Annotated in this window: 11 protein-coding genes and 2 rRNA genes; all 13 read left to right on the top strand. The window is 43.7% G+C overall.

Going from position 1 to position 17,905, the window contains the following annotated elements:
- Positions 1-389 precede the first annotated feature (389 nt).
- The 13 genes from ACZ42W_RS21960 to fadK all read left to right on the top strand — a co-directional run bounded on the left by ACZ42W_RS21960 (position 390) and on the right by fadK (position 17,825).
- Positions 390-3,304: ribosomal RNA gene (locus tag ACZ42W_RS21960) — 23S ribosomal RNA — on the top strand.
- 136 nt (positions 3,305-3,440) lie between these two features.
- Positions 3,441-3,557: ribosomal RNA gene (gene rrf, locus ACZ42W_RS21955) — 5S ribosomal RNA — on the top strand.
- 1,426 nt (positions 3,558-4,983) lie between these two features.
- Entirely contained in the window at positions 4,984-6,168 is a 1,185-nt protein-coding gene (locus ACZ42W_RS21950) for an acyl-CoA dehydrogenase family protein (RefSeq protein WP_464167378.1), read from the top strand.
- Positions 6,169-6,289: 121 nt separating this feature from the next.
- The gene (locus ACZ42W_RS21945; RefSeq protein WP_464167377.1) at positions 6,290-6,820 is read left to right on the top strand and encodes a hypothetical protein; all 531 of its coding nucleotides are present in this window, start codon (positions 6,290-6,292) and stop codon (positions 6,818-6,820) included.
- A 341-nt stretch (positions 6,821-7,161) separates the two neighbouring features.
- Entirely contained in the window at positions 7,162-8,421 is a 1,260-nt protein-coding gene (locus ACZ42W_RS21940; RefSeq protein ID WP_464167376.1) for an MFS transporter, read from the top strand.
- 124 nt (positions 8,422-8,545) lie between these two features.
- Positions 8,546-9,748, top strand: coding sequence for a CaiB/BaiF CoA transferase family protein (locus ACZ42W_RS21935; protein ID WP_464167375.1), 1,203 nt, complete (start codon positions 8,546-8,548; stop codon positions 9,746-9,748).
- Between the two features lie 182 nt (positions 9,749-9,930).
- Complete coding sequence (locus ACZ42W_RS21930; protein WP_464167374.1) at positions 9,931-11,208, top strand: FAD-dependent oxidoreductase; 1,278 nt, start codon at positions 9,931-9,933, stop codon at positions 11,206-11,208.
- Positions 11,208-11,510: a ferredoxin family protein gene (locus tag ACZ42W_RS21925; protein ID WP_464167373.1), complete on the top strand. Its 303-nt coding sequence runs from the start codon at positions 11,208-11,210 to the stop codon at positions 11,508-11,510. The genes ACZ42W_RS21930 and ACZ42W_RS21925 overlap by 1 nt, the downstream gene beginning before the upstream one ends.
- A gap of 130 nt (positions 11,511-11,640) precedes the next feature.
- Positions 11,641-12,774: an acyl-CoA dehydrogenase family protein gene (locus ACZ42W_RS21920; RefSeq protein ID WP_464167372.1), complete on the top strand. Its 1,134-nt coding sequence runs from the start codon at positions 11,641-11,643 to the stop codon at positions 12,772-12,774.
- Positions 12,775-12,788: 14 nt separating this feature from the next.
- Positions 12,789-13,577: an electron transfer flavoprotein subunit beta/FixA family protein gene (locus ACZ42W_RS21915; protein ID WP_464167371.1), complete on the top strand. Its 789-nt coding sequence runs from the start codon at positions 12,789-12,791 to the stop codon at positions 13,575-13,577.
- Between the two features lie 14 nt (positions 13,578-13,591).
- Positions 13,592-14,590 (top strand): electron transfer flavoprotein subunit alpha/FixB family protein, encoded by a 999-nt coding sequence (locus ACZ42W_RS21910; RefSeq protein WP_464167370.1) that lies wholly within the window; start codon positions 13,592-13,594, stop codon positions 14,588-14,590.
- A 226-nt stretch (positions 14,591-14,816) separates the two neighbouring features.
- Positions 14,817-16,115, top strand: coding sequence for an MFS transporter (locus ACZ42W_RS21905; protein WP_464167369.1), 1,299 nt, complete (start codon positions 14,817-14,819; stop codon positions 16,113-16,115).
- Between the two features lie 78 nt (positions 16,116-16,193).
- Complete coding sequence (gene fadK / locus ACZ42W_RS21900; RefSeq protein WP_464167368.1) at positions 16,194-17,825, top strand: medium-chain fatty-acid--CoA ligase; 1,632 nt, start codon at positions 16,194-16,196, stop codon at positions 17,823-17,825.
- Positions 17,826-17,905: the final 80 nt, after the last annotated feature.

Here is a 17,905-nt window from a genome sequence, read left to right as displayed (position 1 = left end):
CCTTTGAAGGATGATGCGAAAGCATTAAGAGTTCAAAGGTGAAGAGTCGAAAGACTCGAAATGCCGAAGAGGCAAACAGGGAAACCTGTAAAGAGCTGTTTGAGTGCAAACTACTTGTTGTTTAGTTTTGAGAGACCAGAAATGGGAACTCACTATTTTTTTGACCAAAACTATGGTTCTAAAGGAATTAAATTCTTTTGAATTGAGTTCCATGAACTAAAGAATTGGCAAAAAATACAGATTGAAAGTCTAGCTGAGACATGCTAAACTAACAATCCGCTGAAGAGATGAAAGTCTCGAAGCAAAAGTGTTCTTTGAAAACTGCACAGAGAAAGTAATTAACTGTAAATTAGGATAAACATCTGAGAACCTAATGTGGCGGGACGTTTGGTCAAGCTACTAAGGGCGTACGGTGGATGCCTAGGCGCTAAGAGTCGAAGAAGGGCGCGGCGAGCGGCGAAACGCCACGGGGAGCAGTAAGCATGCATTGATCCGTGGATACCCGAATGGGGCAACCCATCCAGAGTCATATCTGGATATCGTTAACTGAATCCATAGGTTAACGAAGACAACCCGGGGAACTGAAACATCTAAGTACCCGGAGGAAGAGAAAGAATAATCGATTCCCTGAGTAGCGGCGAGCGAAACGGGAAGAGCCCAAACCGACCCCTTCGGGGATCGGGGTTGTAGGACCCTCTTTTAGGAATGGATTTCTAGCCGAAGTGATCTGGAAAGATCGAGCAAAGAAGGTAACACTCCTGTAGGCGAAAGAAAGACATTCTGTGAGGGTATCCTGAGTACCGCGGGACACGAGAAACCCCGTGGGAAACCGGGAGGACCACCTCCCAAGGCTAAATACTCCTTAGCGACCGATAGCGAACTAGTACCGTGAGGGAAAGGTGAAAAGCACCCCGGGAGGGGAGTGAAAAAGAACCTGAAACCGTACGCTTACAAGCAGTCAAAGCACCCTAGAGGTGTGATGGCGTGCCTTTTGTAGAATGAACCGGCGAGTTACGGTATGTAGCGAGGTTAAGGCGAGAAGCCGGAGCCGGAGCGAAAGCGAGTCTGAACAGGGCGACAAGTTACATGCTGTAGACCCGAAACCGTGTGATCTACCCATGGACAGGGTGAAGGTGGGGTAAAACCTACTGGAGGCCCGAACTCACTGTCGTTGAAAAGGCAGGGGATGAGCTGTGGGTAGGGGTGAAATGCCAATCGAACACGGAGATAGCTGGTTCTCCCCGAAATAGCTTTAGGGCTAGCCTCGAATCGATGATTATTGGCGGTAAAGCACTGAATAGGCTAGGGGCCTTACCGGGTTACCGAACCTTATCAAACTCTGAATGCCAATAATTTAGATCGGGAGTCAGACTGTGGGGGATAAGCTTCATAGTCGAAAGGGAAACAGCCCAGACCATCAGCTAAGGTCCCAAAGTATACGCTAAGTGGAAAAGGATGTGGAATTGCACAGACAACCAGGATGTTGGCTCAGAAGCAGCCACCATTTAAAGAGTGCGTAATAGCTCACTGGTCGAGTGGTTCTGCGCCGAAAATGTAACGGGGCTCAAGCGTATCACCGAAGCTATGGCTTGTACACTCAGTGTACAGGGGTAGGGGAGCGTTCTGAATGCAGCGAAGTTGTTCTGTAAGGAATGGTGGAGCGTTTAGAAGTGAGAATGCCGGTATGAGTATGCGAAAAGGTGAGTGAGAATCTCACCCGCCGTAAACCTAAGGATTCCTGGGGAAGGCTCGTCCGCCCAGGGTAAGTCGGGACCTAAGCCGAGGCGTAAAGCGTAGGCGATGGACAACTGGTTGAGATTCCAGTACCACTCTTAAGCGTTTGAGCAATGGGGTGACACAGAAGGATAGGTTAAGCGTGCCGTTGGTTGAGCACGCCCAAGCCCGTAGGGTGTGAGACAGGTAAATCCGTCTCGCGAGAAGCCTGAAAGGTGACGGGGAGCGAAAATAAGTAGCGAAGTAACCGACTCCAAGCTGTCAAGAAAAGCCTCTAGTGAGCAAGAGAGTGCCCGTACCGCAAACCGACACAGGTAGGTAAGGAGAGAATCCTAAGGCGCGCGAGAAAACCCTCGTTAAGGAACTCGGCAAAATGACCCCGTAACTTCGGGAGAAGGGGTGCTCCATGCAAGTGGAGCCGCAGAGAAGAGGTCCAGGCGACTGTTTAACAAAAACACAGGTCCCTGCCAATCTGAAAAGAGAAGTATAGGGGCTGACGCCTGCCCGGTGCTGGAAGGTTAAGAGGAGAGGTTAGCCGCAAGGCGAAGCTTTGAATTGAAGCCCCAGTAAACGGCGGCCGTAACTATAACGGTCCTAAGGTAGCGAAATTCCTTGTCAGGTAAGTTCTGACCCGCACGAAAGGCGTAACGATCTGGACACTGTCTCAACGAGGGACTCGGCGAAATTGTAATACCCGTGAAGATGCGGGTTACCTGCGACAGGACAGAAAGACCCCATGGAGCTTTACTGTAGCTTGACATTGGATTTTGGTATAAAATGTACAGGATAGGTGGGAGACAAAGAAGCTAGGGCGCCAGCCTTGGTGGAGTCGCCGGTGGGATACCACTCTTTTTGTACTGAAGTTCTAACTTAGACCCCTGAATCGGGGTTGAGGACCGTGTCAGGTGGGCAGTTTGACTGGGGCGGTCGCCTCCTAAAGAGTAACGGAGGCGCCCAAAGGTTCCCTCAGCGCGGTTGGAAATCGCGCGTAGAGTGTAAAGGCAAAAGGGAGCTTGACTGCGAGACCAACAAGTCGAGCAGGGACGAAAGTCGGGCTTAGTGATCCGGTGGTACCGAGTGGAAGGGCCATCGCTCAACGGATAAAAGCTACCCTGGGGATAACAGGCTTATCTCCCCCAAGAGTCCATATCGACGGGGAGGTTTGGCACCTCGATGTCGGCTCATCGCATCCTGGGGCTGTAGTAGGTCCCAAGGGTTGGGCTGTTCGCCCATTAAAGCGGTACGTGAGCTGGGTTCAGAACGTCGTGAGACAGTTCGGTCCCTATCCGTCGCAGGCGCAGGAAATTTGAGAGGATCTGACCCTAGTACGAGAGGACCGGGTTGGACGGATCACTGGTGTACCAGTTGTCTCGCCAGAGGCACAGCTGGGTAGCTATATCCGGAGCGGATAAGCGCTGAAAGCATCTAAGCGCGAAACCGACCTCAAGATGAGATTTCCCACAGCATAAGCTGGTAAGACCCCTGAATGATGATCAGGTTGATAGGCCCGGTGTGGAAGCGCGGTGACGCGTGGAGCTGACGGGTACTAATCGGTCGAGGGCTTGACCTAACAAACGCTAACAAGCAGTTCACTCACTTTGGGCGAAAGTCTAAGTGAGGAAGAGATTATCTTAATTACAGTTAAGACATTACATCTGTGCAGTTTTGAGGGAATGAGTTCCGAAAGGAACGCAAAACTTCAAAGATCTGGTGATTATTCCGGAGGGGTTCCACCCGTTCCCATACCGAACACGGAAGTTAAGACCTCCAGGGCTGATGATACTTGGACCGCAGGGTCCTGGGAAAGTAAGTCGTTGCCAGGTAACAGCGAAGAGACCGTCTTTTATTAGATGGTCTTTTTGCTTTTTTACGATGTAAAAAACTAAACGGGGTGTGCATGATGCTCTGGGGTCGGTTCCACCCGTACGCCGGCGCCGCGTAGCGTTGTTCTCCAGCACAGCGGCTTAGCCGAAATGATATCCCATATCATTTCGTATACCGAACACGGAAGTTAAGACCTCCAGGGCTGATGATACTTGGACCGCAGGGTCCTGGGAAAGTAAGTCGTTGCCAGGTAACAGCGAAGAGACCGTCTTTTATAGATGGTCTCTTCGCTTTTTTACGGCGTAAAAAACTACGGAGTGTGCATGATGCTTTGGGGTCAGTTCCACCCGTTCGGCTCACACGGCGATAGTATTCCATTGATAGTTTGCCGTGTGGCCAAAACAGTCCACCGGACTGTTTTGTGGCGCCGCGTAGTATTTCTCTCCAGCACAGCGGCTTGGCCGAAATGATGTACTACAACTTCAGCGGCTAAGTGTTTTTTGTAGAGTTGCCGCTTCGGCGAAACTGTCCACTGGACACTTTCGTATTTCGTATCTCGAACACGGAAGTTAAGACCTCCAGGGCTGCAGACGCATTCTGAGAGGCACCGCCCTACTTGGACCGCAGACGTAACAGTCCAGTGGACTGTTACGCGGCCAGCGCCACATCCCCATAGAAATACTGATTGGCGCGGCCTCCTGGGAAAGTAAGTCGTTGCCAGGTAAGTGCAAAAAGACCGTCTATTTTAGATGGTCTTTTTGCTTTTTTACTTTGTAAAAAACTAACGGAGTGTGCATGATGCTTTGGGGTTAGTTCCACACGTTCGCCGGCGACAGACGATGGTAATTATATGATCGGTCAAATGATTAGCCCTAATGGCGGTTTGGTGATGAGTTTTTAGTTAACTTGCAAGCTATAGATCAAGAACACGTACAAATAAAATTTGAAAGTGTCTGGTAAAATGAAATCAGGAAATATCCTCTTGGAGATCTGAAGGTTGATGAAGAGAAGATACAAAGATTACTCCCGTTTAAGCAAAATAACTGCTTTTAAACGGGAGTTCTTTATTGGAATCAAAGATGTGCAGGACTAGATTCCGTAAAATGACTCTACCGGAGTGGCATGAATATCAAAGCGATGTCCGAGTTGTGAACACGACTAAAATTGATGCATTAAAGGAGCAAATCTTTAGTGGGATTTAGATATAAAACTGGAATAAATCCAGAGCGTTTTAGAGATTTTTCGAATAAGAACAAAAAGGACGATTGGGAACATCTATGGATTTGAGATAGTTATCACAAATCCATAGATGTTTCTTATAGAATGACTGAAAATACCAAACTTTTAGGAATTAGACCCGAATATAAAAGAGAAGTATACTCAAGGTGTCGAAGTTGTTAAAAAATTAACAAGGAGGAAATAAAAGTGGGTAAACTTAGTCAAGAAGAATTCCAAGCGTACCTGAAGCAGATCAGAGAATTAACAGAGGGCCCGTTCGATGAGATGCAGAAAGCCATTGAGGTCACTAATGTGTTCCCTGAGGAGTTCTATCAACTGGGCATAAAAAATAACCTCTATCGTGCTCCCCTTCCAGTGGAGTACGGCGGTTGGGGTCTCTCCGAGACGGAAATCTTGAAGATTCAGGAAGAGTTTAGCCGCGGCCCAGGCGGAATGCGTATGCATCTACACTATGCAATGGATTTAAACTGGCGCCCCTTGTATGACTTTGGTACTGAAGAGCTCAAGGCAGAGTTAATGCCCGGGTTCCAGGATAGAACAGTCTTCACCAACTGGGCCGTTACCGAGGAAACAGGCGGAACGGGTGCCGATCTTCGAACACGGGCTGTAAAAGACGGTGACGATTACGTCATCAATGGAGAAAAGTTCTTAATCTCCCACACTGACTGCAGCAATTATTCTTATATTACCTGTGTTACCAACCCTGATGCAGATAAGGATCACCGTCTCTCCACCTTCATGGTACCTTGTAACACTCCAGGCTACGAACTTACTCCAATGCCCCACATGATGGGCTGCCGTGGGTCAGGTCATACCGGCTTAAAATTTACCAACATGAGAGTCAACAAGAAATACTTGCTCGGTAAAGAAGGCGATGGTCTTCATATCTCGATTCATTCCCTGTCTGTTTCTCGTGTCCACATTGCAGCTAGTAATTTAGGTATGGCTCAGCGCATGTATGAAATTTCCCTGAAACGTGCCCATGATCGTGTTACTTTTGGTAAACCCATTATTGAACGTCAGGCTATCAGAATGAAGATTGCGGACATGGCTACTTATATCCATGCCCTGCGTACCATGGTTTATGACTTTGCTAAGGACTACGAAATTGATCCCGTAGGAGAATACATTGAAGAAAAGGCTGCTATGTGCAAACTGTTCAGTATTCACGTTACTAAATTAGTCAGCGATGAGATGCTGGAGATCTTTGGTGGTATTGGGTACTTCGAAGATTGCGAATATGGTCCTACTGAGCGCCTGTATCGTGATACCCGCGCAATGTGGTTAGAAGAAGGTACTCCTACTGTACAACGTATCACCATTTCTCGTCAGTGTATCAAACACGGTGGCGTATTAAAGTACAACGCATAATCCTAAGCAATCTGTAGATCGCCAGAGGGGTATCGGTATCAGCATGACGTCGCCGGTGCCCCTCTTTTTAAAAAAAACTGGCATAAGAGGCGGTTTCAGAATGTAATGGGAGGGCAGGAATTTGGCAGAGCAGGAATTTGGACCGCTAAGAAGCAGGGCTGCCAGAAAACCCTGGCCGGAATGCCCCGATATTATAATCTACCGCTGTAATCATTGCGTCAGGCTGTACCAAGAGTTGGGCTATGATGTTCCAGCGCAAGAGCCTACTTGCTGTGGCACCTCCATGGAACGGCTGAAGCCTCTGCATTTGGAAGACGTGTTGCCCGAGATTCATGTGGACTACAAGATTGTTGGCGGTTTCAACCAGAGCGCGGTGCAGGTATTCTGGGAAACGAAACAACTGGAGGACAATCCAGAATGGATTTTACTTAAGACCTTCACCGGGGGTTACATCAAGTATGTCACTTCAAAGAAGCATTCCCCAATGGTATTCCCTTTGGCCGATGAGGACGCCTATGTGTATTGCGACAGAAGCACCTGTCAAGAGTGTGTCTTTCGTTGCAAGCGTGGATTTATTATTTATTTATATATCAAAACAAGGGGGCTGTTGGAGGTTCCCTTGGAAAAGGTATCGGACTACTTTAAGTCTTAGAAGTGGTAAGCTAAACCAATTCTATAGAATGGATTTATCTACATTTACAGGTGGAGAATAAAAGTGTGTAACAAATCCAAAAGAAAAAATCCTTTGTGTCACCCTGGCAGATGAAGATCCCTATGTCTACTGTGATAAAGATCCCTGTCCAAAATATACGTTTCGTTTTGCTGTAAAAGGGGATTTGAAATTTATACACTTATAAATGGAAGTGGATTAGTTACTATCCCGCTAGAAAGAATGAAGGCCAATTGTCAGTCTTAATCGTAGAGTTTTCGCAACTATACACGACCTGACTGCGGCCGGATCTATTCTTCAAGAAAAAAAAGGGGGAAATCCAAATGGAGCAAAAGATTGGCAATAAACGATGGTCCGTAGTCGCTCTACTTGTTATCTGTTATACCTTTATGTATTTTGGCAGATCTGCAATATCCATTGCGGGTCCAGCAATGATGAAAACTAATAACTGGAGTGCCACACAGTTTGGTTTAGTTTCAACTGCATTTTTCATAGGTTATGCCATGACGATGTTACCTGCGGGTTGGCTAGCTGACAAGTTTGGCGCCACTAAAGTAATTGTGATCGGAACACTGTTTTGGTCGGTATTTACATTTTTCAGTCCCTTTGGCGGCACAATAGGTGCTTTAATGTTCATCCGTATTTTGGTTGGGATAGGCCAAGGTGTCACTTTGCCATCTGCTTCTTCACTGGTATCGAAATGGGTGCCAAAACATGAAGCTGGAAAAGCACAAGGATTAACACTTACTGGGGTCCCTCTTGGAACGGCTTTAACCATGCTCATTGGAGTTAACCTTATAAAGTATTTTAGCTGGCAAACTATATTCTATTCATTCGCATTTCTTGGACCCATTTGGGTTTTGATTTGGTTGAAATTTGGTAAGGATCGGCCAGAACTACACCGAACAATAGGTCAGGCTGAAGTAGATTACATCAAAGCAAATCAGGGTCAGAAGCAGGATGTAAGTAATGCTGTAAGTTTAACCAATAAACAAATTTACTCAAACAAAAATGTTTGGGGTGCAACAATCGCATATTTCTGTTACAACTACGTCTTTTACTTGCTTTTAACTTGGTTGCCCACTTACTTAGCGGTAGGTCGTGGCTTCACATTAGTCAAAAGTGGATACTTTACAATGATTCCCTATCTCGTAGCAATCTTCACTTATCCTCTTGGCGGTATTTTAGCAGACTGGGCATCTAAAAAATATGGTCAAAATGTTGGTAGAAAAATGTTTCCTATCATTGGCTTAGTCTTTGGCGGATGTGCTTTGTTTGTTGGAGCTCAGGCAAGTAGTGCAGTTATGGCTATCGCTTTAATCGCCGCTTCGATGGGTTTCCTAACCATGACTCAGGGGGGATTTTTCTCAATGCCAATCATCTTTGCCCCGAGGAATGCAGGTTCGATTGTTGGTCTATATGGTTTTATTGGGACATTTGCCGGAATTTCTGCCCCTCTTCTTACAGGTGTTGTAGTTGACTCTTATGGATATAATTATGCCTTATTCTTAGGTGCCGCAATGTCTGTGCTCGGTGCGCTTGTATTATTGACAATATGTAAGGTTAAACCGATTGAACCTTAAACCATTCTCCGTTAGTTAGGAGCTTGAGAATTTATCAGGAAGGGAGAGTTGCAACCTGAAAGGTTTAGAAGGAATTAAGGTAGTCGAGTTAGCTTCTTTTATCGCTGCTCCGGCAAGCCCAAGAATGCTTGCTGAGTTGGGTGCAGAAATTATTAAGATTGAACCATTTGGCGGGGATGATCAACGTACCCAGGGGCCTGGCTATGGTATGATGCGTGATGATATCGAAGATCCATCATTTGATATGGGTGGTCTTAACAAGAACTGGGTAAGCATCAACCTTAAAAGCCCAGAGGGCATTGAATTCACTTATAAGCTGATTGAATCTGCGGACGTTGTTGTAACAAACTTTAGGGATAAAGCTTTAATCAAATTAGGTCTTGATTATGAAACAATTCATAAAAAGTTTCCGCATATCGTTTACGCTCAGATGAGGGGCTATGGCGAAAGAGGTCCAGAAAGGGATTCCAGGGGATTTGACGCTACAGCGTATTCCGCACGCGGAGGTATATTAAGATCCTTCCCGCAACTCGGTGAAAGTCCTGTAAACGTTCCTGCTGCTTTTGGTGATTGGAATGCAAGTGCTTTCTTGACCTCCGGTATCTTGGCTGCCTTAGTAAAAAAAGGGAAGACAGGAATTGGGGACAGAGTTGTAGTTAACCTCTATCATGTCGCTTTATGGGCAATGCAGATTGCGCTCGTTTCTCGCCAGTCCGGAGCTCTGTATCCAAGATCGAGAAAATTCGTTCCCACTCCTTCAAATAATTGCTATCAATCCCAAGATGGAATTTGGTTCTTGATTTGCCATGCTGCCTATAACAGTGCCTATGATGATATGGCTAAAGCCTTTGAAATTGAAGAACTGATAGGTAACGAAGAGTATAATACTTTGGATAAACTGAGGGCCAATAATACTAATGGCTATGTCGTGGAACTCTTTGAAAACGCATTCGCGAAAAAGACTTTTGCTGAATGGGAAGTGATTTTTAGACAATACGATATTCCCTACCAAAAAGCCTTCACACTTGACGATGTTCTTTCTGATGAAGAAGCATATGACAATGATATTCTAAGACGTGTGAAATACGATTCGTATGGGGATCGAGTTATACCTACAAGTCCTATCCGACTTAGTAGTGTTGGAGATCCTGAGCTTTGGACATCAAAGCCCATCGGGTATGATACACGGGAGTATTTGCAGAAACATGGTTATTCAGAAGAAGAAATCAACAAGTTAATCGAAAATGGTGCGGTTAAAACGTATAAGGGTGAGGAATTACGATTCAATAAACTCGAAAAAACATCAGCAAAGGAACCTCTTGCCTAAGCAACAGAGTTTTAATTAACTCAGAGGCTATAGGAACATGAGAAAATCTAAGACGATTCAGCACTACTAAATATAGGAAGAAAGATTATAAGGGGTTTACGGAGTATAGCCAAAAATAAATGGAGTATTCACTGATTAAACCCCTATATAAAAATCAGGGTTGTGGAAGGAGAGTAAACACTTTGTCTGACGAAAGATTTCAAGTCATCATAATTGGTGCAGGCTTAGCTGGATCCGCTGCTGCTTATCGTCTGGCGAAGGCTGGTCGGGAGGTTTTGGTAGTTGACCGAGGCAAAACTCCAGGAGCGAAAAACGTATCCGGTGGCCGGATCTATACCCATGCTTTGGAAAAATTAATGCCTGGGGAATGGGCGGATGCTCCGCTCGAGCGTGAAGTAACCCGAGAGATGATGATGATGATGTCGGGAGAAGACAGCTTCACAATCGACTCGTTGTTTCCATCAGTGAGCCAATCTTATTCGGTATTGAGAGGCAAGTTTGATGAGTGGCTAGCTGCAAAGGCTGAAGAAGCTGGTGCTATGATGATATCCGGCACCACTGTTGATGGCCTACTCATTAGAGATGGAAAAGTAGTCGGAGTTAAAACCGGGGATGAGGAACTCGAGGCTGATTTAGTTATCAGCGCTGAAGGCGTTAACGCTATTGTCGCTGAGCGAGCTGGGCTGATTAAGCAAATTGACGTTAAGGATATTGCCGTTGCCGCGAAATATGTATATAAATTGTCTGAAGAGAAGATCAACGACCGGTTTAATACAGTCAGCGGAAAAGGCGCAGCTTTATTAGCAGCTGGAGAGTGCAACAAGGGGATTTTCGGTGGAGCCTTTATGTACACTAATAAAGAAAGCATCTCCTTAGGCCTTGTTGTTGACTCAAGTAGTTGGAAAAAGTCCAAATTACCCTTAGCAGATGTTGTGGAAGAACTAAAACAGCTTCCAGCACTTGCACGATATATTGAAGGTGGCCAATTAATCGAGTATTCGGCTCATCTTATCCCTGAAGGAGGATATAAAGCACTCCCAGAACTCTGTGCAGACGGATTTCTCCTGGCTGGGGATGCAGCAGGACTTTGTATCAATAGAGGATTCACCGTTCGTGGCATGGATTATGCTATTCTCTCCGGAATAGCTGCAGCTGAAACAGCAAATGAGGCAATTGATGCTGGCGACTATACTAAGGGCTTTCTGAATAGCTATCGTAACAAACTCCAGCCGGTGTTGAAGGATTTTGAAACCCTTAAGAATTCACATGACTATCTTGCCCATACAAACCACATGTTTACAACGTATCCAGCACTAGCAACAGGCTTAATGAAGAATTTATATAATGTAGATGGTAATCCATTAAAATCAGCAATGGCAATTATGAAACAATCAACTTCAGGTAAGCTACCTTATTTCGATGTCATTAAGGACATTGTGAAAGGGGGTAGGTCATTATAATGAAAAAACTTTCGATGGATGACCGTTTAGTCGCGAATCGCTTTGACAGTGATGATCACAATTCACATATCATTGTCGATAAGACAGCCTGCAAGACCTGTGAACACCGAGCTTGTACTTTTTCTTGTCCGGCAGAACGGTATAAGTGGGATCAAATAAACGATAAGTTAAGCTTTGATCATGTAGGATGTCTTGAATGTGGAAATTGTCGTCTAATTTGTGAGAGACTCAATCAGAACCTCCCGGGATATTCCTGGAACTATCCCGGACAAGGCATGGGGATTGTCTACAGAGAAGGCTAAGGATATTAAATTAAGATTTATCCAATGAATAACCGCTAATTCCTTGGATAATTAGATGATAACTTCAGTTGCAGTTAAAACTCCCTCTGGAGTAACTCGCCACTATATTATTAATGGGAGGATTTTAAAAATGGGACATATTCTTGATGAAGAACAACAAGGTTTAGTTGAAATGGTAAGGGAATTTGGTCAAAAAGTTGTAAAACCGCATGTTAAGGAATTTGATGAAACAGGAGAGTTCCCTTTAGAACTCTTAAAACAAGCTTTTGATATGGGTCTGCACATGTTGGAGATTCCTGAGGAATTTGGTGGTGCAGGATTAAGTAATGTAACAAATGCTGTAGTATTTGAAGAATTAGCAAAGGTAGATGCAGGTTTTGCTATTTCCCTAGTTACAACTTTTGTGGCCCTAAGGTCAGTTCTCCTGTGCGGAAATGATCAACAAAAGCAATTATTTGCTGATATTATTGAGCCAGGGGCATTTGCTGGATTCTGTTTAACAGAACCTAATTCAGGATCAGATGCTGGATCAATTCGCGCTACAGCTGTTAAAGACGGAGACGAATATATCATCAATGCCAGCAAAACTTTTGTTACAAATGGTGAGTTTGCTAGCGTATATGTGGTATTCGCTTCTACTGACAAGAGCAAAGGTTCCAAAGGTATATCAGCATTTATCGTAGAAAGAGACCGCCCTGGAATAATGGTAGGTAAACACGAAAATAAAATGGGTCTTAGATTGTCTAATACTTGCGATGTAGCGTTTACTGATGTAAGAGTACCTGCTAGTGCGTTGATTGGTAATGAAGGTGACGGCTTCAAAATTGCTATGGCTACCTTAAACATTTCTCGTGCATTCGTAGGTACTTTAGCAGTTGGAATTATGCAGTCTGCTATCGATGAGAGCGTTAAGTATACTAAAGAAAGAAAACAATTTGGAAAACCAGTGGCTGAACAGCAAGCTGTGCAAATGATCTTGGCTGATATGGAAATCCAATGTGAAGCCGCTCGTCAATTAGTTAAGCATTCCATGGTGTTGATGGATGCTCATGATCCTTGTGTTAGAGAAGGATCAATTACAAAAACCTTCTGTGGTGATGCTGTAGTGAAAGTAACCACCGATGCTGTGCAGCTTTTCGGAGGTTACGGCGTGAGCAAAGAATATCCTGTAGAAAAATTGATGAGAGACTCCAAAGTATTCCAAATCTTCGAAGGAACCAACCAAATTCAACGGATGACAATTGCAAGAGATATGCTTAAGTAGGAGGGAATTTTTAAATGGATATTCTAGTTTGTGTTAAACAAGTACCTGATACTGCTGAAATTAAAATTGATCCAGTTACTAATACCTTGATACGCGCTGGTGTACCGAGTATTGTAAACCCTTTTGATAAAAATGCGCTTGAAGCAGCAGTACAACTCAAAGAAGCACATGGCGGGACCGTTACAGTCATTACAATGGGTCCTGAACAAGCTAAAGATGCCTTAAAGGAATGTGTGTCTGTAGGCGCTGATAAAGCTGTATTAGTTAGTGATCGCGCTTTTGGTGGGTCAGATACCTATGCTACGAGCTATATCTTATCCCAAGCTATAATAAAACTCGGAAATTTTGATTTAATTATCTGTGGTAAGCAAGCGATCGATGGAGATACAGCTCAGGTTGGCCCGGCTATTGCAGAACATCTTGGAATGCCGTTACTCACTTATGCAGCTAAAATCGAAGTCAAAGATAATAAGGTATGCATCAATCGGGAAACCGATGAGGGATACGATATCGTTGAAGCGAATCTTCCCGCTGTATGTACCGTCGTGAAATCCATCAATGAGCCAAGATTCCCCACGGTTAAGAGTAAAATGGCAGCTAATAAAGCTAAGTTCGAAGTGTTGACAACTGCTGAACTTTCAGACATTGATACAACTAAAATTGGATTAAAAGGTTCTCCTACCCGAGTAAAGAAAACATTTGTACCAGCTAAAAGAGAGGCAGGTACTCGGATCAAGGAAGAAACTGGTAAAGACACAGCGCTTAAGTTAGTCGGAATGCTAGTTGAGGCTAAGCTAGTATAATGGAGGGTTAAGAAATGAGTGACTATAAAAATATTTGGGTATTTTTAGAAACTGTAAATGGCGAAGCGAAAAATATCGGCGTAGAGCTTTTAAACGAAGGTAAAAGACTTGCTCAAGCTAAACAAGAGAAAGTTGTAGCCGTTGTTATTGGTAAAGATAATGACGCTGCTGTCAAATCTGCAATTGCTTATGGAGCTGACGAGGTTATCAGCGTCGAAGGTGAAGAATACCAAGAATTCAACACTGATGGATATACCAATGTCATGGTGCAGTTAGTCGAGAAGTATCTCCCTAATGCTATCTTATTGGGTGCGACCATTAACGGAAGAGACTTGGCTTCAACAGCAGCGATTCGCTTAAATACAGGTTTAACAGCTGATTGCACTTCCCTAGACGTTAATGATGATGGACTTATTGCATGGACTAGACCGGCTTTTGGCGGAAATCTTATGGCGACCATTTTGTGTGAACGTAAACCTGAGATGGGAACGGTTAGACCGGGAGTATTTAAAAAGGCTGAGCCCGATGCTTCTCGTACAGCAGAAGTTATTAAAGAAGAAATTAAGACTCCTGCAGCATCAATCAGAACGAAGATTATTGATATTATTAAAGCTGTCAGTGCTTCGGGTGTAAAACTTGAAGAAGCAGAAGTCATTGTTTCTGGTGGTAGAGGAATTGGAAAACCCGAGAATTTTGCACTTCTTCAAGAACTAGCCGATGTATTTGGTGGAGCCGTGGGTGCATCGAGAGCTGCAGTCGATGCAGGATGGATGTCAGTGCATCAACAAGTCGGACAAACAGGTAAAGTTGTTGGACCGAAAATTTATATTGCTGCTGGGATCTCTGGAGCTGTTCAGCACTTAGTAGGAATGTCTTCCTCAGAGACAATTATAGCTATAAATAAAGATCCGGATGCACCTATCTTTGATATGGCGGATTACAGTCTAGTAGGAGATTTGTTTGAGATTATTCCTGTCCTTACAGAGGAATTTAAGAAGATTAAAGCAAGTTAAATAAATAAGTTTTACTGGTTTAAATTGAAAAGGAGTACCTCCTTATTACCTCAATAATGTTATAAAAATTTAACTTTAGGAGGTGAAAAGGAGTACTCCTGCTTCAAACTGCTGGATAAGAACTTCTGCAAAAAACAATAATGAAACTATGTCAACAATTTAATTTTAGAGTTTTTACTTAAAAGGATAAATACTGCTTCAAATAAATTAAAAAGGGGCAATTAAGATGAATCCAATGATAGGTAATAAACGTTGGTTGATCATAGTTCAGTTTCTGTTATGTTATTTAGTCCTGTATATGGATAGATCGAATATGTCAATTGCTGGCCCATCAATGATGAAAGAATTTAACTGGAGTGCAACTCAGTTTGGTTTAGTTTCGACAGCATTTTTCATGGGTTATGCATGTACGATGATTCTTGGTGGTTGGTTAGCCGACCGATTTGGCGGTGGCAAGGTCATTATTTTTGGAGCATTATGGTGGTCAGTATTCGTATTTTTGACACCTTTTGGTACATCACTAGGCTTGATGGTGATCATACGTATGATGATGGGGATGGGTGAAGGTGTAGCTTTGCCTGCGATCTCATCGATGGTCGCTAAATGGATACCTAAAAGGGAAGCAGGTTTAGCACAAGGAATTTGTCTTGTAGGGGTTCCCCTTGGTATTACACTCACTATGCCATTAGCGGCTTGGATCATACAGCGTCATAGTTGGGAAATGGTATTTTGGACATTTGCTTTTACTGCTCCAGTTTGGATTTTGATTTGGTTAAAATTTGGTAAGGACAAGCCGGAACATCACCCTACTCTAAGCAAAGAAGAGTTAGCATATATTAAGTCAGCCCAGGGTGATTCGCAGGAAATTGTAGGTCAGTCTGTAGACTTAACTCCGAAGGATATTTTCTCGACTCCATCGGTTTGGACAGGTGCTGTATCATTTTTCTGTACGAACTATCTTTTCTACCTATTTATGACATGGTTACCCACTTATTTTATGAGGGGGCGTGGCCTCCAATTGGGGCAAAGTGCCCTATATACAATGATGCCCTACATTGTGGCAGTGTTCACATATCCGATCGGTGGTTATTTAGCGGATAAGGCTGCTGCAAAATTTGGGGATAATATTGGTCGTAAAATATTCCCAGTTATCGGTATGATTTCTGCAGGAGTCTTGTTAATACTAGGGTCTCAAGCAGCGAATGCAGTGAATGCCGTCGCATTGATATCTGCTTCGAACGGTCTATTATGCCTTACCATGGGAGGATATTATTCGATGCCTATGGTCTTTTCCCGAAAGAATGCTGGTAAAATAACAGGGCTTTGGTCCACTTTTGCCACAATAGGTGGAATAACGGCGCCACTTCTTACCGGTGTAGTCGTTGACGCTTACGGATATAACTTTGCCCTGTATTTAGGTGCTTGTATATCCATCGTGGGCTCGATTATATTGTTGTTGACTGTTAGGGTTAAAGAAATTGTGCCTAAAGATATACCAGAACTGGAACGGACTAATCCTATTTAATTTACTGAATTAATTCTACTGGGTGATTGAGGAATAATTATAAACCCAGCTAAAGGGGTTGAGAGGATGTCACTGGAGATGAGAATAAATGAAGATCGAAAGCGGGAATACCGTCAAGCCGGCTACTGGGGTGACGCAACTTTGGCTGATTATTGGCAGATGTCTGTGTTGTGCGCCCCAGAAAAAGTGGCCGTAATCGATCTTCAGGGAACGAGCTATACGTATGCTGAATTAGACGACGCTGCAAGTAGGCTAGCAACCTATTTAAAAGATATAGGAGTAATGCCAGGTGATTTTGTATCTTTTCAAATACCCGGATGGTCTGAATTTACTGTAATTTATGTAGCATGTCTTAAAGTAGGGGCGATTGTAAACCCTATCTGCTGGGGTTATCGCGCTGATGAATTATTATACATTCTCAATAAGTGTGAATCCAAAGTATTGTTTATCCCCTCTGAGTTTAGAGGATTTGAGTATTCTTCTATGTTACATTCGCTATCTCAAAAAATTCCCAGCCTGAAGCAAGTAGTTATAGTAGAAAAAGAAAGAAAGGTTAATGAGGGTACTACTTTAAGCAGGATAATAAGGGATTATCCTCCCTTGGTTAGTAATTGTAAGCGAAGTTCGGACGAGCTAGCAGCAGTTCTGTTTACTTCGGGAACAGAAAGCTATCCCAAAGGAGTTATGTTAACTCACAATAACATTATTGCTGCCGAAAAAGCGTTGGCTACTGCAATGAATATTACCCATCTCGATGTAATGTTAATGCCAGCACCATTGGCCCATGCCATTGGTTTTCACCACGGTGTGACTATGTCATTTATGTTAGGGGCTAAAAGTGTTCTTCAGGATATATTTAAACCAGAAGTTACGCTTATGTTAATTGAGCGAGAAAAATGTACCTGTAGTATGGGAGCCACACCAGTTGTTTACGACATACTACTTGCATTACAGAAAAGAGAATGTAATATCTCTTCACTGCGCCTTTTCATGTGTGGCGGGGCGCCTATACCTAGGCATATAGTTAAGGAAGCTAGTGAAGCAGGCATAAAAGTAACAGGTGTTTATGGCTCAACTGAGAGTGTTCCACATACGGCCGTAAGGCCGGATGATACCATTGAGAAAATAATTGGTACAGATGGGGTAGCTGTAGCAAGTGTTGACGTAAAAGTTGTTGACGAATCGCGGCAATCAGTGCCAGTAGGGGTTCAGGGAGAAGAGGCATCCCGTGGTCCAGCGGTCTTTGTGGGTTACCTTAAGGAACCCGAATTGACAGTAAAGGTTTTGGATGATGATGGATGGTACTATAGTGGCGACCTTTGTGTGATGGATGATGACGGATATATCCGAATTACGGGTAGAAAAAAAGAAATTATTATCCGTGGAGGAGAGAACATTAGCAGTGTCGAACTAGAAAATATCTTACTTCAACATCCTAATGTTCGTGAGGCGGGTGTAGTGGCAATGTCCGACCAGAGGTTGGGTGAGAGGGTTTGCGCATATGTGGTACTGAATGATATGGTAAAGGGACTAACCTTAGAGGAAGTCAGGATTTTTTTTGAGGAGAAGAGTGTAAGTAAGTTTAAATATCCTGAACGAATAGAAATTATGGAGAATCTTCCTCGTACAGCGTCAGGAAAAATCCAGAAATTCGAGTTGCGTCAGGATATAAAAACTAAACTAGAGAAAGAAAAAATAGTTTTAGAATAACCTTCGGAAGTTTTGATAGCTAAAGCATTGCCAAACGAAACTCGATCAATGGCTTAAAGCATAATCGCAATACTAAAAAT

This window comes from Desulfitobacterium elongatum, assembly GCF_055378975.1.
The sequence above is the reverse complement of the archived record's forward strand: the minus strand, read 5'-3'. Positions and strand labels throughout refer to the sequence as shown.